The organism is Neisseria subflava (genome assembly GCF_003044935.1).
Lineage (GTDB): Bacteria > Pseudomonadota > Gammaproteobacteria > Burkholderiales > Neisseriaceae > Neisseria > Neisseria subflava_E.
This window is the reverse complement of the sequence record NZ_POXP01000003.1, coordinates 207,644-231,255: the sequence shown is the minus strand read 5'-3', so window position 1 is coordinate 231,255 and position 23,612 is coordinate 207,644. Positions and strand designations below refer to the sequence as shown.

The window sequence follows — 23,612 nt, the reverse complement described above, 5'->3', positions numbered from 1 at the left end:
CCTCTTTGATATGTCTTCTCTTATTGGTTTTATCAAATATAAAAAAGCGTACCTTGTTAGGTACGCTTTTTTCAATCCGACTCAAAATTAGAATTTTGCACCGGACTCATTTGCCATAAAGTCTACAGCCGCTTTAACCTCATCGTCACTCAAGCTGCTGTTGCCGCCTTTGGCAGGCATTGAATTAAAACCTTCAAGCGCGTGTTTGTGCAAAGTATCTTTACCTTGCTTAATTCGAGGAGCCCAGTCGTCTTTTTTACCGACAACAGGTGCGCCCGGAATCATACCGCCATGACATGTTTTACAGTTGGCTTCAAAAACAGCTTTGCCGTCTACCTTAACCGGAGCCGCTTCTGCTTTTTCAGCAGGTTTGGCTTCAGCAGCTGGAGCAGCTTTAGCATCTGAAGCAGCTTTATCGGCAGCAGGAGCAGAAGCAGCCGCCGGAGCAGAAGCATCGGCAGGTTGAGCTACCGGAGCAGGCTCGTCTTTTTTAGCAGGAGCTTTTTTACCGTCTTTGTTGGACAAACCCCAAACATAAGCGGTCATGATGTGCAGCTTGTCTTTGTCGAGGAAGTGACCCCAAGCAGGCATTTGGCTGCTGCGGCCGTTGGTAATGGTTTCGGCAATCGCTTTTTGAGTACCGCCCCACAACCATACACCGTCGGTCAGATTCGGGCCGAGGCCTTGGATACCTTGACCTTTGTCGCCGTGACAAGTGAAACAGTTGGCAGGTGGGCCGCTAAACAGGACTTTACCGCGTTCTGCACGTTCTTCGTCATATTGGCCTTTAGGTTTAGAAAGAGACATAACATACTGTGTTACGTTTTTCACGCCTTCTTCACCCAAAGCAGGACCCCATGCCGGCATAGAGGCAGTACGGCCTTTTTCAATGGTTTCCTGAATTTTTTCAGGTTCGCCACCCCACAACCAATCGTCGTCGGTCAAATTCGGGAAGCCTTTGGAGCCTTTGGCATCTGAGCCGTGACATTGGATACAGTAGGTATTGAAAAGGTTTTGTGCAATAGCACGGGCTTCAGGGTCTTTAGCCACTTTCTCAATCGGCATATTGGAAAATTTAGCATACACTTTACCGTATTGCTGATTGGCTTTGGCAACTTCTTCTTCATATTGACCATGGCTGCTCCAGCCCCACAGGCCTTTGTAATCGCCGATACCTGGATACATAATCAGGTAGCCGACGCCAAACAGCCATGTGCAGACATAAAGCCAAAACCACCAACGTGGCAGAGGGTTGTTGTACTCCGAAATGCCGTCCCACTCATGACCTGTGGTTTTTACTTCTTCGCCTTTTTTAGGGCGTTTCACAACGTTTTGCGAAAGCAGAAGCCAAGCCAGGCCGATGAAGCTGAGCACGACGATAACGGCAATATATATACTCCAGAAACTACTGGTAAATTGGGATGTTGTGTTCATTATTTTGCTCCGTGATCACGGACTGACTGAGCTTGATCGTCCTTTTCAGACGGCCTTTGTTCGTCATTATCGAAAATACTGCTGGCAGCATCGTCATAGTTTTTCTTATTGCGTCTATTGAACACAATATAGAGAACTAAAATAAAGCTGATAAATACCCAAACAGTAAAGAGCGAGCGAGCCCAGTTAGCGTCCATGATGTTACCTTACGTTTTTCAATGCCAAGCCCAAGCCTTGCAGATAGGCGATAACAGCGTCCAGCTCTGATTTGTTAGCCAGCATTTCAGGTGCTTTGGCAATTTCTTCATCGCTGTAAGGTGTACCCACTTTACGCAGGGCTTTCATATGCGCCACAGTTGCCTCGGCATCGACTTTATTGCGTGCGAGCCATGGGAATGCAGGCATATTGGACTCCGGCACAACGTCGCGCGGGTTCAGCAGGTGGATGCGGTGCCATTCATCGGAATAACGGCCGCCGACACGAGCCAAATCCGGACCGGTACGTTTAGAACCCCATTGGAACGGATGGTCATAAACAGACTCACCGGCAACAGAGTAATGACCGTAACGTTCAGTTTCTGCACGGAATGGACGAATCATTTGAGAGTGGCAGTTGTAGCAGCCTTCGCGCACATAAATATCGCGACCGGCCACTTGCAGGGCGTTATATGGTTTCACGCCGGGTGCAGGTTCGGTAACTGCCTTGGTGAAGAACAGCGGAACAGCCTCAATTAGAAGGCCGACGCTGACTACAAGCAGGGTGAATACAATCAGTACACCGACTTTTTCTTCAGCTAATTGTTGTAATTTCATTTTGGTAGCCTATCTTTCTTGTCATTAGTGGTGTTGAGTTTGAGAAACCGCAGGAATCTCAGCATCAACTGCTTTACCACTGATAGCAGTACGGTAAACGTTATATGCCATGATGCACATACCGCTCAGGTACAGAAGACCGCCGGTGAAACGAATCATGTAGTAAGGCATGGTACGTTTTACGGATTCAACGAAGGAATAAGTCAGCGTGCCGTCGTCATTCAAAGAACCCCACATAAGACCTTGCATTACGCCGGCAATCCACATTGCAGCGATATACAGAACCACGCCGATGGTCGCGATCCAGAAATGCGCCTCAACCAATTTGGTGCTGTACATTTCATTTTTGCCGAACAAGCGGGGAATCATATAGTAAACGGAACCGATGGTTACAAAGCCCACCCAGCCCAATGCGCCGGCGTGAACGTGTGCAACAGTCCAGTCGGTGTAGTGGCTCAGAGCGTTAACGGTTTTGATAGACATCATCGGGCCTTCGAAGGTAGACATACCGTAGAAAGACAGAGAAACGATCAAGAATTTCAAAATCGGGTCGGTACGCAGTTTGTCCCATGCGCCGGACAGAGTCATGATACCGTTGATCATACCGCCCCAAGAAGGCGCAAACAGAATCAAAGACAATACCATACCCAAAGATTGAGTCCAGTCAGGCAATGCGGTGTAGTGCAAGTGGTGAGAACCTGCCCACATATAAGTGAAAATCAAAGCCCAGAAGTGAACAACGGACAAGCGGTAAGAGTAAATCGGACGGCCCGCTTGTTTAGGCACGAAATAGTACATCATACCCAAGAAGCCGGCTGTCAGGAAAAAGCCCACCGCATTGTGGCCATACCACCATTGAACCATCGCATCAATCGCACCTGCGTAAACCGGATAAGATTTCATCAAACCAGCAGGGATGCTGATATTATTGACGATGTGCAACAGCGCAACGGCCAAAATAAAGCCGCCGTAGAACCAGTTGGCAACGTAAATATGTTTGATTTTACGTTTGGCAATCGTACCGAAGAATACGATAGCGTAGGCAACCCACACCAGCGTAATCAAAATGTCGATAGGCCATTCCAATTCGGCGTATTCTTTACCTTGGGTGTAACCCATAGGCAAGCTGATGGCCGCAGCCACGATAACAGCCTGCCAACCCCAGAAGGTAAATGCAGGCAGCCAACCGCCAAACAGACGGGTATTACATGTACGTTGAACAACGTAGTATGATGTACCGATCAAACCGCAACCGCCGAATGCAAAAATAACCGCATTGGTGTGCAGAGGACGCAGGCGGCCGAAGTGGAACCAAGGTCCGATATTGGATAAATCGAGGGCAGGAGCAAAAAGCTGGGCAGCGACGATAACGCCGACCAACATGCCCACAATACCCCAAACTACAGTCATGATGGCGAACTGGCGCACCACTTTGTAGTTATAAGTTTGTGTGTCCATGGAAGTCTCCATAAATTATGGGTATAAAAAATTTTTATCTCACCCTAACCCCTGCATTTACGAAAAGCGCAATACGGCCAAGGCTCAAATTTTTCTAAATTTAACATAGACACCACAACATGCCAAGCAAAATTACATTCCATATTGCATAAAACCTTTAGTGAGACATAATCTCATTTCTTTTATAATCAAGAAATTATTTAAACATATCCAATAAATCGTGCACAGCATTTTTTCAAGCCCCCTTTTTCGTACAGTTTTATTGATATAGATTAAGCCTACCCTTTAAAACCCCTTCCTCTTAATAAACTTTAGCAAATTAACCAATAGCTATGATTAATTACAAAATTACTCCCAACTTTCTGTCTCATGAATGGCACATCACCTTATCATTCACTCAAACCAATGATTCAGAAACAGAAATCAGCTTACCCAACTGGGTTCCCGGCAGCTACCTCATCCGTGACTTTGCCCGCCACATCACACACATCAGCGCGCGCTGCAACGGCAAAGCCCAGCCACTGACACAAACCAGCAAAAACCATTGGCAAACCCCTGCCCTCAGTGGAGCGTGGGAAATTTACTACACTGTTTACGCATTCGACTTATCCGTTCGCGGCTCGTTCCTCAGCACCGAGCGCGGCTTTTTCGACGGCGCGTGTCTATTCTTAAAAGTCCACGGACAAGAACACCGGCCACATCAAATCGAATTTTCCACCCTGCCGCACACATGGCAGATAGCCACCACCCTGCCCCAAACCTCGGCAACCACTTTTCAGACGGCCTCATACGCCGAGCTTATCGACCACCCGGTTGAAACAGGCATCATCGAATTTCTCGAATTTGAAGCACAAGGCATTCCCCACCGTATTGCATTAAGCGGCATCTATCCCGATTTTGACCGCGCTCGTTTCCTCGCCGATATTCAAAAAATCTGCGAAACCGAGTTGGCGATGTTCCCCTCCCCTGCCCCGTTTTCCGAATACCTTTTCCTACTGCATCTAGGCGACAACCTCTACGGCGGACTGGAACACATCAGCAGCACCGCCCTACTCGCTGACCGCCACAGTCTGCCACCCTATAATATGGGCGAGGCCGACAAAGCCTATACCGAATTGCTCGGCCTTTTCTCCCACGAATACTTCCACGCATGGAACGTCAAATCCATCAAACCGGCCGTATTCGCACCTTACAACCTCGACCAAGAAAACTACACCGAGCAACTTTGGGCATTTGAAGGCATTACCTCCTACTACGACGACCTCTTTCTAGCCCGAAGCCAAACCATCAGCCCCGAAGCCTACCTTACCCTGCTCGCCCAAAGCATCACACGCGTCCAGCAGACACAAGGCCGTCTGAAACAAACACTTGCCCAATCCAGTTTCAGCGCATGGGACAAGTTCTACAAACAAAACGAAAACAGCCCCAACGCCATTGTCAGCTACTATCAAAAAGGCGCACTGGCCGCACTTTGCCTCGACCTCATCATCCGTGAAAAAAGCCAAGGCAAATACACCCTCGACAGCGTGATGCAGCAACACTATCGCGACTGGTGTAATACCCATCAAGGCATACCCGAAAAACACTGGCAAACCCGTTGCCAAGAAATAACCGGTTTAGATTTAGAAACCTTCTTTCAGACGGCCTTATACAGCACCGAAGACCTTCCGCTCGCAGAATGCCTGCAAAGCGTAGGTGTCAAACTCGACTTTATCCCCCTGCCCCGCCAACACGGCGGAGCATTTGCAAGCGAACCCCAATCGGTTGCCCCAGCCAACGATTTGGGCGCACGTTTCAAACAAAACAGCGACCATGCCGTCCTGACTCATGTATTTAATGGCGGCAGCGCAGAAAATGCCGGACTCTGCCCGCAAGACAAAATCATCGCCTTGGGCGGCTACGCCTGCAACGACCTTGCAACGCAGTGGAGCAAACTGCCTATCGGCACGCGCACCACCATCCATTTCTTCCGCCAAGGCTTGTTGCGCGAGACCAGTATCACAGTCCAAGCAGCAGAAGCCAATACCGCCCTGCTGCACATTACCGATCGCCAAAAACTCGAAAACTGGTTGTACAATCATTAAATAAAACTTCAAACGGCCTGCTACTTCACAGGCCGTCTGAAATCAACATACCCATTCAATATAAAGAAAGGAAAAACTATGCCCATCCGCAAGCTGACCGACTCCCTCTATATCGCCCCCCAACTGACCGAAGCCGATGTCCAAGAAGCCGTACGTCTCGGCATCCAAACCGTCATCTGCAACCGCCCGGACGGCGAAGAAGAAAACCAACCGGCTTTTACCGAAGTGCAAAACTGGTTTAAAGAGGCCGGTATCAACCAATTCTCACACCAGCCCGTTGTCGCACCTCAAATCAACGCAGCCGATGTTGCAGCCTTCCAAAATCTGTTACAACAATCTCCGACTCCTATCCTTGCCTTCTGCCGTACCGGCACACGTTGCTCCCTGCTTTGGGGTTATCATCAAGTGCAACACGGCGCATCCGTAGCCGAAGTGGTTGCCGCAGCCGAACAGGCAGGCGTTAACCTCAGCAACTTTGAAGCCCGCCTGCAAGAAGCCAAAGATAAAGGTTTGGCTTAATACCTAATTTATATAGTAACTAGTAGCCCTTAAGGCAATCAGGCCGTCTGAAACCGATTATTCAGACGGCCTGATTGCCTTAGCTTATTTATAATTTATTTCCACTATCTTGAAGATATATTTTCTAAATTAAAACAGAATTGACCTGTGTCAATACCCCAATCCTATTTTCATTTATAATGCCTTCCAATGATTCAGGGCCATGCCCGAATCCTCCAGTTTCCTCGATAAGAGCCAGCTCTCTTATTAAATGATTTTTCTTTCCTCTTGATGTGTGTGTGTTTGGGTGTGGCTGAGTGCCACCCCCTTTTTTTATACCTACCCTCTTGAAGGCCGTCTGAAACTTTCAGACGGCCTTTTCTTTCCCCTAGCAAAAATAGTATAAAATCTCCTTATCGTTCAAACCACAAACCCAAAACACCATGGTCAACAAACTCACTCCCCCTCCCAGCCTGCCCGATCCCCAAGACCTCCGCGCCGTTATCGCCTACAACATGCGCCTCTACCGCGTCAACCACGGCTGGTCGCAAGAAGAACTCGCACGCCAATGCGGACTCGACCGCACCTACGTCTCCGCCGTCGAGCGCAAACGCTGGAACATCGCCCTTTCCAACATCGAAAAAATCGCATCCGCACTCAAAATCGCCCCTTACAAACTTCTCCTTCCGCCGCAAGAAATGCTCCGCCAAATGACCGAGCCTGCCGACACCCAAGCCTAATTCACAGCCAGACACCATCATGACCGCCGCCCAACAAGCCATCCAAACCTACCGGCAACAAAAAGCCGCAGCAGAAGCCGCCTACCGCCAAAACAACCGTCCTACCGTTTACTTCCGCGACCATATCGCCTCTGCCGAAACCCTGCTGCAAACCCTCTGGCAAATCCACTTTCCCGACAGCGACGACATCAGTCTGATTGCCATCGGCGGCTTCGGGCGTTGCGAACTCTATCCTCATTCCGACTGGGACTTAGCGATTATTTCCACCGCACCATTTTCAGACGGCCTGCAACAACAAACCGCCCAATTTATCCAAACCCTTTGGGACGCACGCCTCAATCCCGCCATCAAAAGCGGAAGCATAGAAGAAATCCTCCAAAGCACCCAAAACGACATTACCGGCGAAACCGCCTTTCTTGAAGCACGCCATCTCCAAGGCAATCCCAACCTTACCGCCCAACTTCTAAACAAACTCAACACACGCCGCAACACAGCCGCCTTCATCGAAGCCAAACTCCTCGAAATGGAGCAACGCCACACCAAATCCCAAGGCACAGGCGCACAACTCGAACCCAACATCAAAACCTGCCCCGGCGGCCTGCGCGACATCCACACCCTGATTTGGACAGCCAAAGCACAAGGCATAGACAGCAACCCCACCGCCCTCGTTACCGCCGGCTTCCTCACCCGCACCGAAGCCGGCATGCTGGCCCACGGCTACCGCCGCCTCGCCAACATCCGCATTCACCTCCACCTTACCGCCGACCGTCCCGAAGACAGGCTGCTTTTCGACTATCAGTCCCAAGTCGCCGAAAGCTTAGGCTATACCCAACCCGACATCCGCGGCCGAAGCGAAGCACTGATGCACACCTTCTACCGCGCCACCAAAGCCATCAAACAACTCAACGGCATCCTCATTCCGATTCTCAAAAACCATCAAACCCCCGGCCGCCTCCAGCACATTCACCCCATCGACAGCCACTACAAACGCATCGGCCACCAAATCGCCGCCAACGACCTTGCCCTGTTCGAGCAAAACCCCGAACACATCTTTACCATCATCCAAACCATGCAGGAGCAAAACATCACCACCATCGAGCCGCAAACCCTGCGCGCATGGTGGGCGGCCACACGAAAAATCAACGCCCGTTTCACCCAAAACCCAGAAAACCGCCGCCGCTTCATCCAATTCTTCAAACACGGCACCGGCCTTACCCAAACCCTCCGTTTTCTCAACCTCTACGGCGTACTGGGCCGCTATCTCCCCGCATGGGAAAAAATCACCGGCCTGCTCCAACACGACCTCTTCCATATTTACCCCGTAGACGACCACATCCTGACCGTCGTCCGCAATATGCGCCGTCTCGCCATCGAAACCCACAGCCACGAAATGCCCGAGGCCAGCGCCATCATGCAGGCCTATCCGCGACCATATGTCCTCTACACCGCCGCCCTGTTGCACGACATCGCCAAAGGCCGTGGCGGCGATCACGCCAAAGAAGGCGTCAAAGACGCACAACAATTCGCCGCCAACCACTACTACACCGAAGAAGAAAGCCACCTCCTCGCATGGCTGGTTGAAAACCACCTGCTCATGTCCACCGTTGCCCAAAAAGAAGATATCCAAGATCCCCATGTCCTCCAAGCCTTTTGCCGCCGTATTCCCACACGCGAATACCTCGACGCACTCTACCTGCTTACCATTGCAGACATCCGCGGCACCAACCCTAAACTTTGGAACACATGGCGCGCCAGCCTGCTCCAAACCCTCTACCACAGCACCGCCGCCGTTTTAAACAGCAAACACCACGATCCCGAACGCCTCCCCAACCGACGCGAACAAGCCTCGACCGACCAGCTCACACGCGCGGCCGTTCCCCTCAAAAACCAACAAAAACTCCGCCGCATCCTCGGCAGCGCATACTACGTCCGCCATCAGACGCGGGAAATCCTCTGGCACACCGCAAACCTCGCCTACGACACCCAAAGTCCGGCCGTCCGCAGCCGCATCCTCCCCCAAAGCAACAGCCTTCAAGTCATGGTGTTCATGCCCAATGGCGACCGCCTCTTCGCACGCCTCTGCCGTATCTTCAGCAGCCACCGTTTCGACATCCAAGCCGCCCGCGCCTTCATTACCGAGCACGACTACATCCTCGACACCTTTATCCTGCAACTTCCCGACAATCTCCCTCCTGAAGAATATCCCGACCGCCAAAGCGCACTCGAAGCCGAGCTCAACAGCTTCATCCACGGCAATACCACCGTCCAAAAACAAAGCGGCCGCCCACACATCAGCCGCCGCATCCGCCACATCCCCATTCTGCCTACCGTAATCATCACCCCCGAAGAAGATTATCCCGGCTGGCACACCATAGACATCACCGCAGTCAACCGCCCCCACCTCCTCGCCGACATCGCCGAGACCTTCTTCGCACACAACATCAGCCTGCGCTACGCCAAAATCACCACCTTGGATCAGCGCATTGAGGACAGCTTCATTACCTACAGCCCATCCCTACAAGACCCGCAAACCCAAAACACCCTAAAACAAGCATTGATCGAAGTCTTGACCCCATAAAGGCCGTCTGAACATCTTAAAAACATAGGGTGAGCATTTTTTGCTCACCCTAATCGCACCCAAAAATATAAACATCCTGAATATATCCTTCTAAAACACTCAAGAAATCCAAAGCCTTAAAATTCGAAACCAAAACTTCCTTCTGACATAAAACTACATTCTAAAATCATAACCCAAATGAATATAATTCTGATAATAAATTTTCATTCACCTATTACACCAAACCCTCGTAAAAAATCCTTCCTTCCAAATCTTTTCCTCATCCATATTCAAACAAAATACGCATACAAAATAAAACCCATAAAAAACAAAAAAATAAAATCACAAAATATTAAACTCACCGATTAATCCATAAAAATACCGCCCATCCAAACCAATTAACATATTATTAAATTAAACTAAATTCTGACAAAAAACGTCACACACCCAAACTTGTCTCCCTTCCCTGTCACAAAAAACACAAAACTGACAAAAAACGTCAACCCCCTAATTTCCCAAAAATCCTGAAACTTTCAAACAAACCTCACAAAATTTAAAAATTAAAAAATAAACCCAATAAAAACAATAAATAAAAAATAAAAAATAAATTTTTTAACCAGTTTTGTACACTTGGCACACTGCCTGCTTGAAACAACACGTCCGATAAGGCCCAAGCCTCAAAGCAGCAAGCCCGACGGAAGCTGTATATTCCTTCTTACTTTATGGTTTACTCATAATACATAGTGCCAAGCACATTACGGACTTTTTACTTAAACATAATTATTCACACTTTCAAACTGGAGTTTTAATCAATGAAAGCAATCCAAAAAGGTTTCACCCTGATCGAATTGATGATCGTTATCGCCATCTTGGGCATCTTGGCCGTAATCGCTCTGCCTGCGTACCAAGACTACACTATCCGCGCCAAAGTATCTGAAGGCTTGGGATTAGCTGAACCTGCTAAATTAGCTGTAGCCGAAACAGCTGCTGCTCTTGATGGCTTAAGTAGTGTTACAGCCTATACTACTGGTACAACTGATAAAGCCAAAATGGGTAATACAGGCTACAAATTTGTACCAACTAAATATGTTAAGAGTATTGACATTGCAAATGGTGGGGTAATTACAGTTACCACCCAAGCCACTGGTGCAACAGAAAATCCAGTATTCACATTGACCCCAAGTCAAAATGGTGCCACAGCAGGTACCTCAGATTCAGAAGCTCCTTTGAGTTGGAGTTGTAAATTTACTGGTGGCGAACCTAAACACGTTCCTGCTAACTGCCGCTAATATTGGTATTGCAGTCTAAATAAAAGCAAATCCCATAAGGCAATTATGGGATTTGCTTTATAAAAATAAAAAAACCTGAAAACGATACACTCAAATGAATACCCCATTTCAAGCCCAAAAAGGTTTTACCCTGATTGAGCTGATGATAGTGATCGCCATCCTCGGTATTCTGGTTGTTGTCGCCATACCCACTTACCAAAACTATATCGGTAGGGCGCAAGCCTCCGAAGCACTATACCTTGCCGACGACCTGAAAACCGAAATCAGCATTGCCTCAGCGGTAAATAATCGCCTGCCCAATGCAGAGGATGTCAGTAAACAAGGCTCAATCGGCGTTACCGCTCAACGCATCGGCGGTACATACATCCAAAACGGTGGCGTAACTGTAGAAGCAGATACAGGCAAAATCAGCATTCCTTTCGATAAAGGGCAGAACAAAGGCAAAGTCCTGACCCTGACTCCTTATCGAATTAACAATGACTCGACTTGGTTGTTTAACTGGCAATGCGGCGGAACACTGGATCCGATGATGATTCCCGCCATGTGCCGAGACAACTCAAACGGATAACGACCAAGCATATACCTTAAGAAAAACACAAAAATACATTGCGAAGAAAACACCCCAAACAAAGCCAAATACAAACGCGGAAAACGAATCAAAGCAAAAGAACAAAACTCTCCAAAACAAGGTCATTAAGAGCCTGAATCATCACATTACGAAAATAAATGCCGTCTGAAATCATTTTCAGACGGCCTCTTTATATCTAATCCTAATATGACATAAAACTTTAATCTTGATTAGTTTCAGACGGCCTTCATCTTTTCACAACTACATAAAACAAATTCGCAACACTCCTTATAAGACAATTTGTCGCACATCTGAACTCAATATATAATTTAACCATACAAGTCTTTATTTTTAAGCATTTTTCATTTTCAAAACATACATTGTCTACATTGGGAGAACCATCATGCCTCATCTAAACTTGGATAAAACGGATTTAAAGATTCTGCAGGTTTTGCAGGAAAATGGGCGGTTGAGCAATGTTGAGCTTTCTGAAAAAGTGGCGCTCTCCCCTTCTCCCTGTCTACGCCGTCTCAAACAGCTTGAAGATGCGGGCATCATTCAAAAATACGCCGCCCAGCTTTCTCCCGTATCTTTGGGCTTGGGTTTGCAGGCTTTTATCCGTGTATCGATTAGCAAGGCAAAAGATGCGCGTGAGGATTTTTCCGAATCCGTCCGCGCTTGGCCGGAAGTATTGAGCTGCTTTGCTTTAACGGGCGAAACCGACTATCTGCTCCATGCCTTTTTTACCGATATGAACGCGTTTTCCCATTTTGTTTTGGACACGCTACTTTCACACCACGGCGTGCAAGATGCGCAATCAAGTTTTGTGTTGAAAGAAATTAAAAACACGACTGCTCTGCCTTTGGTTCATTTGGTTCAGGATTGATGATTTGAAACTGATAAAGGCCGTCTGTAGTTCAGACGGCCTTTTAAATTCCAATGGTTTGCTTTCACATCCATACACTTGTATACTTTTTAAGAATAATTCACATAAGCTTTTACTATGACAAACACCACCCATCTCGATACCAATACTGTTTCAGAACATACCAAACAATGGCTGGAAAAAGCCGTTATCGGGCTGAATCTCTGCCCTTTTGCCAAAGCGCCGCACGTTAAAAACCTGGTTCGCATCGTTGTCAGTGAAGCCCGTCATTTGGACGGTTTTCTTGAAGATTTGGATCGTGAATTGCAGCTTCTGGGCAATACGCCTGCTTCGGAATTGGAAACCACTTTACTGGTTCATCCAACGCTGTTCCCTGATTTTGAAACCTTCAACCAAATGTTGGAAATCGCCGATGATGCCGTTGTAGAAAATGAATTGGAAGGGATTGTCCAAATTGCGCCGTTCCATCCCGATTTTCAATTTGAAGGCACAGAAGCCGACGACATCAGCAACTACACCAATCGTTCGTCCTACCCGACCTTGCATCTGATTCGTGAAGACAGTATTGCCAAAGCGGCTGAAGCATTTCCCGATGCCTCGGCAATTTTTGACCGCAATATCGCGCTGCTGGAAAAAATGGGGCATGAGGGCTGGGATAAATTAGACATTCCGCGTTGTCCATTTCCGCATCACAAGCCATCTGAAAACAAATAATTGGTGATGGGAAGATGGTTCGCTATTTATTGATTTTTTGCGGCGCATTGTCACTCGTCTTGGGCATTATCGGCATTTTCCTGCCATTACTGCCGACTACGCCTTTCATTTTATTGACCGCCGCCTGCTGGGCAAAAGCCTCGCCGCGCTTTCACAATTGGCTGTATCATCACCGCCATTTCGGTCCGATCATACAAAACTGGGAAAACAACGGCGCCGTGCCACGCAAGGCAAAGTTCTTCGCTATCGGCATGATGGCTCTTTCTTGCCTGTTTATGTTTTGGCAATTTCCAGAACGCTGGTGGATTGGTGCCGTATCATCAATCTTCTGTAGTTGCGTGGCTGTATGGATGTGGTTACGGCCGGAAGCATAAAATAAAACAGGTAGGCATTTTTGCTTACCTGTTTTTTTGTTTTTACACCCAATTTATCCATTAAAACAATCAGTAAGAACTAAAACACGCTATTCGACCCTCATTTTTCAGACAGCCTCCATTTATTCAATTAAATGTAAATTTTAGCTAAAATTAATTCAAAATATTTTTTCGATAGCATTATTTCCGATATTTCAAACTCCTGTTTCAAAACCATTTTTTTACTACCTCCAACTACTCTACTCATTTTGATTCCTTTATTTGTATCAACATTTCTTTTGATTCCAACACTCTAAACCGTCCCTTAACACTTGCTTTGCGTTATACTTTCCCCTGACACAACCGCGCAGTTCGTCTGGATATTTTCAGACGGCCTGAATATTTCACCGCCGTGTTTTCTCAATGAAGTTCCTCACGGCGCAACAGAATAAAAAGGAAATACTATGCGCTCTCTCTCATTTTTACTACTTCTTGCCGCCTTTCCTGCTGCGGCATCCGATTTTGACGGCTCATCCGCAAGCCTGCTTTGGGGTCTGCCGTTTGCACTGATTCTCTTATCCATTGCACTCGGACCTCTGTTTTTCTCCCGTATTTGGCACCACCACTTCGGCAAAATTACAGCATTTTGGACACTGCTGTTTTTAACGCCATTCATCATAACCTTTGGTTTCGGAGCCGGCGTGCATACCGTTGCCCATGCATTGGTTGAAGAATATATCCCCTTTATCCTGCTGCTTTTGGCGCTTTATACCATTTCAGGCGGTATTTTTGTCAGCGGCGATTTGCATGGTTCGCCTAAATTGAACACAATCCTGTTGGCAGTCGGTACGGCTTTGTCTTCCATCATGGGGACGACAGGCGCGGCTATGTTGATGATTCGTCCGCTTTTGAAAGCCAACCATAAACGCCACTACCGCGTTCACATTGTGATTTTCTTCATTTTCTTGGTGGCAAATATCGGCGGCGGTCTGACTCCTTTAGGCGATCCTCCTCTGTTCTTAGGATTCCTGAAAGGCGTAGATTTTATGTGGACGGTCAAACACATGCTGATGCCTGTATTGATCAGTTCTGTGATTTTGCTGGCCGTTTTCTACATCATCGACAGCCGACACTTCAAGCGTGAACAAAGCGAACACCTCGCTCCCGCTCCTTCCGATAAAGAAGAAAAAGTCAAAATTTACGGCAAATGGAATTTCCTGTTACTGGCCGGCGTAGTCGGCGCAGTTTTGCTCTCCGGCCTGTGGCAGCCGAATCATCCGGGTTTCGAGATTTTGGGCAGCCACTATGCACTGCAAAACTTGGCACGCGATGGTATTTTGCTGGCTCTGACCGCCGTATCTTGGATTATTACGCCCAAACAGGTACGCGCAGGTAATGAGTTCAACTTCGAGCCGATTGCCGAAGTGGGCAAACTGTTTTTGGGTATTTTCATTACCATTTCGCCTGTTTTGGCGATTTTGAAAGCCGGTGAAACAGGCGCATTGGCTTCCGTTGTTTCGTTGGTTCACGACGCGGCAGGCAACCCGATTAATGTGATGTATTTCTGGATGAGCGGCATTTTGTCGGCATTCTTGGATAACGCGCCGACTTATTTGGTGTTCTTCAATATGGCCGGTGGCGATGCCCAAGCCTTGATGACAGGCCACCTGTTCCATTCGCTGCTGGCAGTATCCATGGGTTCCGTATTTATGGGCGCGCTCACTTATATCGGTAATGCGCCGAACTTCATGGTCAAAGCCATTGCCGAACAACGCGGCGTACCAATGCCTTCCTTCTTCGGCTATATGGCATGGTCGGTGATTGTATTGGTACCGCTGTTTGCCCTGCATACGATGATTTTCTTCGTTTGGCAGCTCTTTTAAACTTAGAGGCCGTCTGAATTTCAGACGGCCTTTTATTTTCAGCTATATCATCAAACATAGCGTTTAAATATCAATCAGTTAAAAATCATTCCCCTTAACACTCGATTACACATTCCTACTTTTTTCCCACTTTTCCCGTAAAAATAAGCGTAAAACTGACATAAAGCAGCCTATACCTGATAAAATCTAAAGCTTTGTTGTTTGCGTTTATTCGTTGTTTTTATAGCAAACCTCTGCTTTTTTCAGACGGCCCATCCGTTGTTTCAAAGCATTACATGCTGTCTGAAAAAACAATCCGACATCCGAATCTCAACCCACCAAAAAGTAACGCATCCTTATGATTAAGATAAAAAAAGGCTTAGACCTGCCTATCGCAGGCAGACCGGAGCAAGTCATTTATGACAGCCCGGCCATTACCGAAGTCGCGTTGCTTGGCGAAGAATATGTCGGCATGCGCCCCTCGATGAAAATCAAGGAAGGTGAAGCCGTCAAAAAAGGCCAAGTGCTGTTTGAAGACAAAAAGAATCCGGGCGTAGTATTTACTGCCCCGGCTTCAGGCAAAATCGCCGCGATTCACCGTGGCGAAAAGCGCGTACTTCAGTCAGTCGTGATTGCCGTTGAAGGCAACGACGAAATCGAGTTCGAACGCTACGCACCTGAAGCGCTGGCAAAATTGAGCAGCGAAGAAGTACGCCGCAACCTGATCCAATCCGGTTTGTGGACTGCGCTGCGCACCCGTCCGTTCAGCAAAATTCCTGCCGTTGATGCCGAACCGTTCGCCATCTTCGTCAATGCGATGGACACCAATCCGCTGGCTGCCGATCCTACGGTCATCATCAAAGAAGCCGCCGAAGACTTCAAACGCGGCCTGTTGGTATTGAGCCGCCTGACCGAACGTAAAATCCATGTGTGTAAAGCAGCCGGCGCAGACGTGCCGTCTGAAAACGCTGCCAACATCGAAACACATGAATTTGGCGGTCCGCATCCTGCCGGTTTGAGTGGAACGCACATTCATTTCATCGAGCCAGTCGGTGCGAACAAAACCGTTTGGACCGTCAATTATCAAGATGTGATTGCCATTGGCCGTTTGTTTACAACAGGCCGTCTGAACACCGAGCGCGTGATTGCCTTGGGTGGCTCTCAAGTCAACAAACCGCGCCTCTTGCGTACCGTTTTGGGTGCGAAAGTATCGCAAATTACTGCGGGCGAATTGGTTGATGCAGACAACCGCGTGATTTCCGGCTCAGTATTGAACGGCGCGATTGCACAAGGCGCGCACGATTACCTCGGCCGCTACCACAATCAGATTTCGGTTATCGAAGAAGGCCGCAGCAAAGAGCTGTTCGGCTGGGTTGCGCCGCAGCCGGACAAATACTCCATCACGCGCACAACCCTCGGCCATTTCCTGAAAAACAAACTCTTCAAGTTCAACACAGCCGTCAACGGCGGTGACCGCGCCATGGTACCGATCGGCACTTACGAACGCGTGATGCCCTTGGACATCCTGCCTACCCTGCTCTTGCGCGATTTAATCGTCGGCGATACTGACAGCGCTCAGGCACTGGGTTGCTTGGAATTGGACGAAGAAGACCTCGCTTTGTGCAGCTTCGTCTGCCCGGGCAAATACGAATACGGCCCGCTGTTGCGCAAGGTGCTGGAAACCATTGAGAAGGAAGGCTGATTATGGGCTTGAAACATTTTCTTGAAAAAATCGAACCGCACTTCCTGCCGGGCGGCAAACATGAAAAATGGTATGCCCTCTACGAAGCTGCGGCGACGATTTTCTATACATCCGGAGCGGTAACACGCAAAGCGGCGCACGTCCGCGACGCGCTCGACTCCAAGCGCATGATGATTTTGGTGTGGCTGGCTTTGTTCCCTGCCATGTTCTACGGTATGTACAACGTCGGCGTACAGGCATTCGGTGCGTTAACGCCTGATTTGCTGCAACAAAACATCGCCAACGACTGGCATTACGCCCTTGCCAACGCTTTGGGCATCAATATGTCGTCTGAAGCGGGCGTGTTGGGCAAAATGCTGTTCGGCGCGATTTTCTTCCTCCCGATTTACGCGACTGTATTTGTTGTGGGCGGCTTCTGGGAAGTCTTGTTCGCCACTGTACGCAAACACGAAATCAACGAAGGTTTCTTCGTAACTTCGATTCTGTTTGCTTTGATCGTTCCCCCTACCCTGCCTTTGTGGCAAGCGGCTTTGGGTATTTCTTTCGGTGTTGTGGTTGCAAAAGAAGTATTCGGCGGTACGGGTAAAAACTTCATGAACCCTGCTCTTGCAGGCCGTGCGTTCCTGTTCTTCGCCTACCCTGCCAATATTACCGGCGATACCATTTGGACTGCGGTTGACGGCTATTCCGGTGCTACTGCTTTGGCGCAATGGGCGGCACACGGTGCAGACGGCCTGAAAAACGCTGTAACCGGTCAAAACATCTCTTGGATGGATGCGTTTATCGGTAACGTGCCCGGCTCAATCGGCGAAGTATCCACTTTGGCGCTCTTAATCGGCGGCGCGTTTATCGTGTTCACCCGCATTGCCTCTTGGCGCATTATCACCGGCGTGATGATCGGTATGATTGCCATGTCTTCGTTGTTTAACTTCATCGGTTCGGACACCAACGCCATGTTCTCCATGCCTTGGTACTGGCACTTGGTAGTCGGCGGCTTCGCCATCGGTATGCTGTTTATGGCGACCGACCCTGTTTCCGCTTCCTTTACCAATGTCGGCAAATGGTGGTACGGCGCGCTTATCGGTGTAATGTGCGTATTGATCCGCGTGGTCAACCCTGCTTACCCCGAAGGCATGATGTTGGCGATTCTGTTTGCCAACCTGTTTGCCCCGATTTTCGACTATTTCGTCGCACAAGCGAACATCAAACGCAGAAAGGCGCGCAGCAATGGCTAAGAAATTCGATAAAGACAGCTTCAGCGGCACGCTGATTGTGGTATTGGTTGTCAGCCTGATTTGTTCCATCATCGTTGCTGGTGCGGTCGTCGGCTTGAAACCCATCCAAGAGAAACAAAAACTCCAAGACAAACAAGGCTATATCTTGAGCGTAGCCGGTTTGATGGATAAAGACACCGACATCAGCAAAACCTTTGCCGAGCGTATCGAGCAACGTGTCGTGGACTTGGCAACCGGCGAATATGTCGCCGATGCGCCTAAAGACTTCAGCGCACGCGTCGCCGGCAAAGACCCTGCCCAAAGCATCCAAATCAAACCCGAAGACGATTTGGCCGGCATCAAAAGCCGTGCCAAATACACCGAGGTTTATCTGGTAAAAGGCGATGATGGCAAAGTCAGCCAAATCATCCTGCCTATGCACGGTAACGGTTTGTGGTCTGTTATGTACGGTTTTGTCGCCATCCAACCCGACGGCAACACCATCAACGGCATTACCTACTACGACCAAGGCGAAACCCCGGGCTTGGGCGGCGAAATCGGCAATCCGTTGTGGCAACAAAAATTCGTCGGCAAAAAACTGTTTGACGAACAAGGCAAACTCGCCCTGCATGTTGGCAAAGGCGCAAGTTCGGACAAAGAACACGGCGTAGATGCCCTCTCCGGCGCATCGCTGACATCTAAAGGCGTGCAAGGTTCGTTCGCCTACTGGTTCGGCGAAAACGGCTATATCCCCTACCTGAACAAATTAAAATCAGCAGGAGCACAATAATGGCTGACATGAAACGCTTGAAATATTTGATGTTTTCACCCTTTATCGACAACAACCCGATTGCCTTGCAGGTTTTGGGTATTTGTTCGGCTTTGGCGGTTACCACCAAGCTTCAGACGGCCATCGTGATGGGTATTTCCGTGAGTTTGGTAACCGGTTTTTCCAGCTTTTTCATCTCATTGGTACGCAACTACATCCCCAACAGCATCCGTATTATTGTGCAAATGGCGATTGTTGCTTCCTTGGTAACACTGGTTGACCAACTGCTCCAAGCCTTTGCTTATGAGCTGTCCAAACAGCTATCCGTATTCGTCGGCCTGATTATTACCAACTGTATCGTGATGGGCCGTGCCGAAGCATTCGCCATGAAAGAGCCACCGCTGGAAAGCTTGGTTGACGGTATCGGCAACGGCGCAGGTTACGGCATGATGTTGATCATCATCGCAACCATCCGCGAACTGGTCGGCTCTGGCAAGCTCTTTGGCTACACCATTTTCCAAACCGTACAAGATGGCGGCTGGTATCAAACCAACGGCTTGTTCCTGCTCGCTCCCAGCGCGTTCTTCATCATCGGCTTCTTGGTATGGGGCCTGCGCACTTGGAAACCTGAACAGGCGGAGAAATAACACATGGAACATTACTTAAGCCTCTTTGTAAAATCCGTCTTTCTGGAAAACATGGCACTGTCCTTCTTCTTGGGGATGTGTACATTTTTGGCGGTATCTAAAAAAGTATCCACTGCATTCGGTTTGGGCGTTGCTGTAACTTTCGTACTCGGCCTGTCCGTCCCAGCCAACCAACTGGTTTACTCGCTGTTGAAAGACGGCGCGCTGGTTGAAGGCGTGGACCTGACCTTCCTGAAATTCATCACCTTCATCGGCGTGATTGCCGCTTTGGTGCAGATTTTGGAAATGTTCTTGGACAAATTCGTTCCTGCCCTTTACAACGCATTGGGTATCTACCTGCCTCTAATTACCGTAAACTGCGCAATTTTCGGTGCCGTATCGTTTATGGCGCAACGCGAATACAACTTCGGCGAGTCCGTTGTATACGGTTTCGGTGCAGGTTTGGGCTGGCTTTTGGCTATTGTCGCTTTGGCGGGCATTACCGAAAAAATGAAATATTCGGATGTCCCTAAAGGCCTCAAAGGCTTGGGCATTACCTTTATCGCTGCTGGCCTGATGGCAATGGCGTTTATGTCGTTCTCCGGCATCCAGTTATAAGAAAGGAATCGGCATGGAGATTATTTTAGGTATCGTGATGTTCACCCTCATCGTCTTGGTGTTGGCACTGATGATTCTGTTTGCCAAATCCAAGTTGGTGAGCGAAGGCGACATCACCATCAAAGTCAATAACGAAAAAGAGCTGACGATGCCTGCCGGCGGCAAACTGCTGGGTGCGCTTGCCAGCCAAGGTATCTTCGTTCCTTCCGCCTGCGGTGGCGGCGGCTCATGCGGCCAGTGCCGCGTTGTCGTGAAAAGCGGCGGTGGCGACATTCTGCCAACCGAGTTGTCCCACATCAGCAAACGCGAAGCGCGCGAAGGCTGCCGTCTGTCTTGTCAGGTCAACGTTAAAACCGACATGGACATCGAAGTACCGGAAGAAGTATTCGGCGTGAAAAAATGGGAATGTACTGTCATCTCCAATGACAACAAAGCAACGTTCATTAAAGAACTCAAGCTTGCCATTCCTGAAGGTGAAGAAGTTCCTTTCCGCGCCGGCGGCTACATCCAAATTGAAGCCCCTCCTCACACTGTTGCCTACAAAGACTTCGACATTCCTAAGGAATACCACGAAGACTGGGACAAATACAATCTGTGGCAATACGTTTCCAAAGTGGACGAGCCGATTTTGCGTGCCTACTCTATGGCTTCATACCCTGAAGAAAAAGGCATCATCATGCTGAACGTGCGTATCGCTACGCCTCCTCCACGCGTACCTGATGCGCCTCCAGGACAAATGTCGTCTTATATCTGGTCGCTTAAAGCCGGTGATAAAGTAACGATTTCCGGTCCGTTTGGCGAATTCTTTGCCAAAGATACCGATGCCGAAATGGTATTCATCGGCGGCGGTGCAGGTATGGCGCCGATGCGCTCCCACATTTTCGACCAGCTGAAACGTTTGAACTCCAAACGTAAAATTACTTTCTGGTATGGTGCCCGTTCTAAACGCGAGATGTTCTATGTCGAAGACTTCGACCAACTCGCAGCAGAATTCCCGAACTTCACATGGCACGTCGCCCTGTCCGACCCATTGCCTGAAGACAACTGGGACGGTTACACAGGCTTCATTCACAACGTGGTTTACGAAAACCACCTGAAAAACCACGAAGCACCGGAAGACTGCGAATTCTACATGTGCGGCCCTCCAATCATGAACCAGTCCGTGATCAAAATGCTCAAAGACTTGGGCGTGGAAGACGAAAACATCCTTTTGGACGATTTCGGCGGCTAACAGACAAAAAGGAAGAAACTTCGGTTTCTTCCTTTTTTATTGCCAGGCCGTCTGAAAACCATACTTTCAGACGGCCTGAACCTTTCTTTTACGATACAATAAAGGCTTCAAAAAATAATCCGCAAATCCCTTATGCTGTTTCTTTCCAATTCGTTTTACCGTCCGATAATCGGTTGTACCGTTGCCATCGTTTCCGCACTCACGCTCTCTGCCTGCCAACCTGAAAAACAACAAACCATCACCCTGCAAGGCGAGACCATGGGCACGACCTATACCGTCAAATACCTTTCAGACGGCCAAGACAAACTCCCTTCCCCCGCCGAAATACAAAAACGCATTGATGACGCGCTTAAAGAAGTCAACCGGCAAATGTCTACCTACCAAACCGATTCCGAAATCAGCCAATTCAACCAACTGCGCACCGTCAATCAGGCCATGCCTATTTCCCAAGACTTTGCCTATGTAACCGGCGAAGCCTTGCGTTTAAACAAATTGACGCACGGCGCACTGGACGTAACCGTCGGCCCTTTGGTCAACCTTTGGGGATTCGGCCCGCAAAAAGAAATCACGCACGAACCGACTGCACAAGAAATCCAACATGCTTCAGAAATGGTCGGTACGGACAAACTCAAACTTTCCCAAGATGGTCAGCAGCCTACACTCGCCAAAACCCATCCCGAAGTCTATTTAGACCTATCCTCCATCGCCAAAGGTTTTGGCGTGGATAAAACCGCCGCCGAACTTGAAAAACTCAATATCGGCAATTATTTGGTAGAAATCGGAGGCGAGTTGCATGGCAAAGGCCACAATGCGCAAGGCAACCCTTGGCGTATCGGCATCGAGCAGCCCAATATCGTTCAAGGCGGCGCCACTCAAATCACCATTCCATTGGACAATAAATCACTGGCCACATCCGGCGACTACCGCATTTTCCATGTCGATAAGTCAGGCCGCCGCCTTTCCCATATCATCAACCCTAAAACCAAACAACCCATCAGTCACAACCTTGCTTCCATCAGCGTAGTAGCTGAAAACGCCACACTTGCAGACGGCCTTTCAACCGGATTGTTCGTCCTCGGAGAAACCGAAGCGCTTAAACTTGCCGAGCAAGAAAATCTCGCCGTTTTCCTTATCATCCGGACCCCGCAAGGCGGCTACCATACTAAAATGTCCAGCGCATTCAAGAAATTATTAAACTAATCTTCAGGAATACACACATGAAAACCCTTCTTCTGACTTTCGGCATCTTTATCATTGTCATCCTCGGCATGGCAGTCGGCTATATTTTCTCCAAACGCACCATCAAAGGCAGCTGCGGCGGCATTTCCTCGCTCGGCATGAAGAAAATGTGCGATTGCGACACGCCATGCGATACCTTGCAAAAAGAGCTAGATAAAAAACAACATTCTGACAACCAAGGCATCAAAGTCGATCATTAAGTCGTTGTTGAATGTTTATTAGTGATTTAAGACTGCTTATCCCCTATCAGGCCGTCTGAAAAATAAAAGAGCGTAATCCCAATGGATACACGCTCTTTTATTTTGTCTATTCCAAAGCAATCCAAAAATATCTTGCATACACATTTGAAACAAGCCCCCCAAAAACCAATCAGAAAATAAAAAGAAAAGCTCCTGCAAAACAGGAGCTTTTTCTTGGAAGAAACTGGATTATTTCAATTTAGTTTCTTTGTAAATAACGTGTTTACGGGCTACTGGGTCAAATTTTTTGATTTCCAGTTTGCCAGGCATAGTACGTTTGTTTTTAGTAGTTGTGTAGAAGTGACCAGTACCAGCGCTGGACTCCAGTTTGATTTTATCGCGCATTGCAGTAATCCTTAATTAATGGTGTTTAAATTAAGCTTCGCCGCGAGCACGCAAATCAGCCAATACGACATCAATGCCTACTTTATCGATGGTGCGCAATGCAGCGTTAGAAACGCGCAGGCGAACCCAGCGGTTTTCACTTTCTACCCAGAAACGACGTGATTGCAAGTTAGGCAAAAAACGACGTTTGGTTTTGTTGTTGGCGTGTGATACGTTATTGCCAGACATCGGGCGCTTACCGGTCACTTTGCAAACTCGTGCCATGGTTAGTCTCCAAACTTCTAAAATAGTAAAACGCGATTTATACCACGAAATCCGCCTTCAGTTCAAGTCGTTTGCTGAAAAAACGGGATTTGTGGAAATAAATCTTCTC

24 protein-coding genes are annotated in these 23,612 nt (G+C 48.4%); 18 read left to right on the top strand and 6 right to left on the bottom strand.

What is annotated here, in order from left to right:
• Nucleotides 1-87: 87 nt before the first annotated feature.
• The 4 genes from ccoP to ccoN are packed head-to-tail and all read right to left on the bottom strand — an operon-like array spanning nt 88 to nt 3,705.
• Nucleotides 88-1,434 carry a cytochrome-c oxidase, cbb3-type subunit III gene (gene ccoP / locus DBY95_RS09065; protein ID WP_107724097.1) on the bottom strand — a complete coding sequence of 449 codons (1,347 nt, stop codon included), beginning with the start codon at nt 1,432-1,434 and terminating at the stop codon, nt 88-90.
• Nucleotides 1,434-1,631: a cbb3-type cytochrome oxidase subunit 3 gene (locus DBY95_RS09060; protein WP_003748776.1), complete on the bottom strand. Its 198-nt coding sequence runs from the start codon at nt 1,629-1,631 to the stop codon at nt 1,434-1,436. Before DBY95_RS09060 ends, ccoP begins: the two co-directional genes overlap by 1 nt.
• A gap of 4 nt (nt 1,632-1,635) precedes the next feature.
• Nucleotides 1,636-2,247, bottom strand: a complete 612-nt coding sequence (gene ccoO / locus DBY95_RS09055) for a cytochrome-c oxidase, cbb3-type subunit II (RefSeq protein ID WP_003748778.1) — start codon at nt 2,245-2,247, stop codon at nt 1,636-1,638.
• 24 nt (nt 2,248-2,271) lie between these two features.
• On the bottom strand, nt 2,272-3,705 hold the full coding sequence (ccoN, locus tag DBY95_RS09050; RefSeq protein WP_003748780.1) for a cytochrome-c oxidase, cbb3-type subunit I: 1,434 nt from the start codon (nt 3,703-3,705) through the stop codon (nt 2,272-2,274).
• A 332-nt stretch (nt 3,706-4,037) separates the two neighbouring features.
• On the opposite strand from ccoN, the gene DBY95_RS09045 reads away from it, so the two are divergent.
• The 18 genes from DBY95_RS09045 (at nt 4,038) to nqrM (ending at nt 22,855) form a co-directional block, all read left to right on the top strand.
• Nucleotides 4,038-5,789, top strand: a complete 1,752-nt coding sequence (locus DBY95_RS09045; protein WP_107724096.1) for a M61 family metallopeptidase — start codon at nt 4,038-4,040, stop codon at nt 5,787-5,789.
• A 78-nt stretch (nt 5,790-5,867) separates the two neighbouring features.
• On the top strand, nt 5,868-6,308 hold the full coding sequence (locus tag DBY95_RS09040) for a TIGR01244 family sulfur transferase (RefSeq protein ID WP_107724095.1): 441 nt from the start codon (nt 5,868-5,870) through the stop codon (nt 6,306-6,308).
• A 422-nt stretch (nt 6,309-6,730) separates the two neighbouring features.
• Nucleotides 6,731-7,027, top strand: a complete 297-nt coding sequence (locus DBY95_RS09035; protein WP_003680870.1) for a helix-turn-helix domain-containing protein — start codon at nt 6,731-6,733, stop codon at nt 7,025-7,027.
• 19 nt (nt 7,028-7,046) lie between these two features.
• On the top strand, nt 7,047-9,605 hold the full coding sequence (glnD, locus tag DBY95_RS09030; protein ID WP_107724094.1) for a [protein-PII] uridylyltransferase: 2,559 nt from the start codon (nt 7,047-7,049) through the stop codon (nt 9,603-9,605).
• 791 nt (nt 9,606-10,396) lie between these two features.
• On the top strand, nt 10,397-10,873 hold the full coding sequence (locus DBY95_RS09025) for a pilin (protein ID WP_070695439.1): 477 nt from the start codon (nt 10,397-10,399) through the stop codon (nt 10,871-10,873).
• A 94-nt stretch (nt 10,874-10,967) separates the two neighbouring features.
• On the top strand, nt 10,968-11,441 hold the full coding sequence (locus tag DBY95_RS09020) for a pilin (protein WP_070695441.1): 474 nt from the start codon (nt 10,968-10,970) through the stop codon (nt 11,439-11,441).
• 403 nt (nt 11,442-11,844) lie between these two features.
• Nucleotides 11,845-12,327: an Lrp/AsnC family transcriptional regulator gene (locus tag DBY95_RS09015; RefSeq protein WP_003684427.1), complete on the top strand. Its 483-nt coding sequence runs from the start codon at nt 11,845-11,847 to the stop codon at nt 12,325-12,327.
• Nucleotides 12,328-12,444: 117 nt separating this feature from the next.
• Nucleotides 12,445-13,041, top strand: coding sequence for a DUF1415 domain-containing protein (locus DBY95_RS09010; RefSeq protein WP_107724093.1), 597 nt, complete (start codon nt 12,445-12,447; stop codon nt 13,039-13,041).
• Nucleotides 13,042-13,055: 14 nt separating this feature from the next.
• Nucleotides 13,056-13,415, top strand: a complete 360-nt coding sequence (locus DBY95_RS09005) for a YbaN family protein (protein ID WP_070824330.1) — start codon at nt 13,056-13,058, stop codon at nt 13,413-13,415.
• Between the two features lie 443 nt (nt 13,416-13,858).
• A complete protein-coding gene (locus tag DBY95_RS09000) occupies nt 13,859-15,277 on the top strand; it encodes a sodium:proton antiporter (RefSeq protein WP_107724092.1) in 1,419 nt (472 codons plus the stop codon).
• A 337-nt stretch (nt 15,278-15,614) separates the two neighbouring features.
• Nucleotides 15,615-16,958 (top strand): Na(+)-translocating NADH-quinone reductase subunit A, encoded by a 1,344-nt coding sequence (locus tag DBY95_RS08995; protein WP_107724091.1) that lies wholly within the window; start codon nt 15,615-15,617, stop codon nt 16,956-16,958.
• Between the two features lie 2 nt (nt 16,959-16,960).
• Nucleotides 16,961-18,193 carry an NADH:ubiquinone reductase (Na(+)-transporting) subunit B gene (locus tag DBY95_RS08990; protein ID WP_107724090.1) on the top strand — a complete coding sequence of 411 codons (1,233 nt, stop codon included), beginning with the start codon at nt 16,961-16,963 and terminating at the stop codon, nt 18,191-18,193.
• Nucleotides 18,186-18,962 carry a Na(+)-translocating NADH-quinone reductase subunit C gene (locus tag DBY95_RS08985; protein ID WP_107724089.1) on the top strand — a complete coding sequence of 259 codons (777 nt, stop codon included), beginning with the start codon at nt 18,186-18,188 and terminating at the stop codon, nt 18,960-18,962. The genes DBY95_RS08990 and DBY95_RS08985 overlap by 8 nt, the downstream gene beginning before the upstream one ends.
• On the top strand, nt 18,962-19,588 hold the full coding sequence (locus DBY95_RS08980) for an NADH:ubiquinone reductase (Na(+)-transporting) subunit D (RefSeq protein WP_107724088.1): 627 nt from the start codon (nt 18,962-18,964) through the stop codon (nt 19,586-19,588). The genes DBY95_RS08985 and DBY95_RS08980 overlap by 1 nt, the downstream gene beginning before the upstream one ends.
• A gap of 3 nt (nt 19,589-19,591) precedes the next feature.
• The gene (gene nqrE, locus DBY95_RS08975; protein ID WP_003684365.1) at nt 19,592-20,185 is read left to right on the top strand and encodes an NADH:ubiquinone reductase (Na(+)-transporting) subunit E; all 594 of its coding nucleotides are present in this window, start codon (nt 19,592-19,594) and stop codon (nt 20,183-20,185) included.
• A 13-nt stretch (nt 20,186-20,198) separates the two neighbouring features.
• On the top strand, nt 20,199-21,416 hold the full coding sequence (nqrF, locus tag DBY95_RS08970; protein ID WP_049333900.1) for an NADH:ubiquinone reductase (Na(+)-transporting) subunit F: 1,218 nt from the start codon (nt 20,199-20,201) through the stop codon (nt 21,414-21,416).
• Between the two features lie 132 nt (nt 21,417-21,548).
• Complete coding sequence (locus tag DBY95_RS08965; protein ID WP_107724087.1) at nt 21,549-22,616, top strand: FAD:protein FMN transferase; 1,068 nt, start codon at nt 21,549-21,551, stop codon at nt 22,614-22,616.
• Between the two features lie 17 nt (nt 22,617-22,633).
• Nucleotides 22,634-22,855 carry a (Na+)-NQR maturation NqrM gene (gene nqrM / locus DBY95_RS08960; RefSeq protein WP_003680888.1) on the top strand — a complete coding sequence of 74 codons (222 nt, stop codon included), beginning with the start codon at nt 22,634-22,636 and terminating at the stop codon, nt 22,853-22,855.
• Nucleotides 22,856-23,083: 228 nt separating this feature from the next.
• Here nqrM and rpmG read toward each other — a convergent pair whose 3' ends face one another.
• Nucleotides 23,084-23,239, bottom strand: a complete 156-nt coding sequence (rpmG, locus tag DBY95_RS08955; protein WP_003684373.1) for a 50S ribosomal protein L33 — start codon at nt 23,237-23,239, stop codon at nt 23,084-23,086.
• A gap of 30 nt (nt 23,240-23,269) precedes the next feature.
• Nucleotides 23,270-23,503, bottom strand: coding sequence for a 50S ribosomal protein L28 (gene rpmB / locus DBY95_RS08950; RefSeq protein WP_002216391.1), 234 nt, complete (start codon nt 23,501-23,503; stop codon nt 23,270-23,272).
• Nucleotides 23,504-23,612 lie beyond the last annotated feature (109 nt).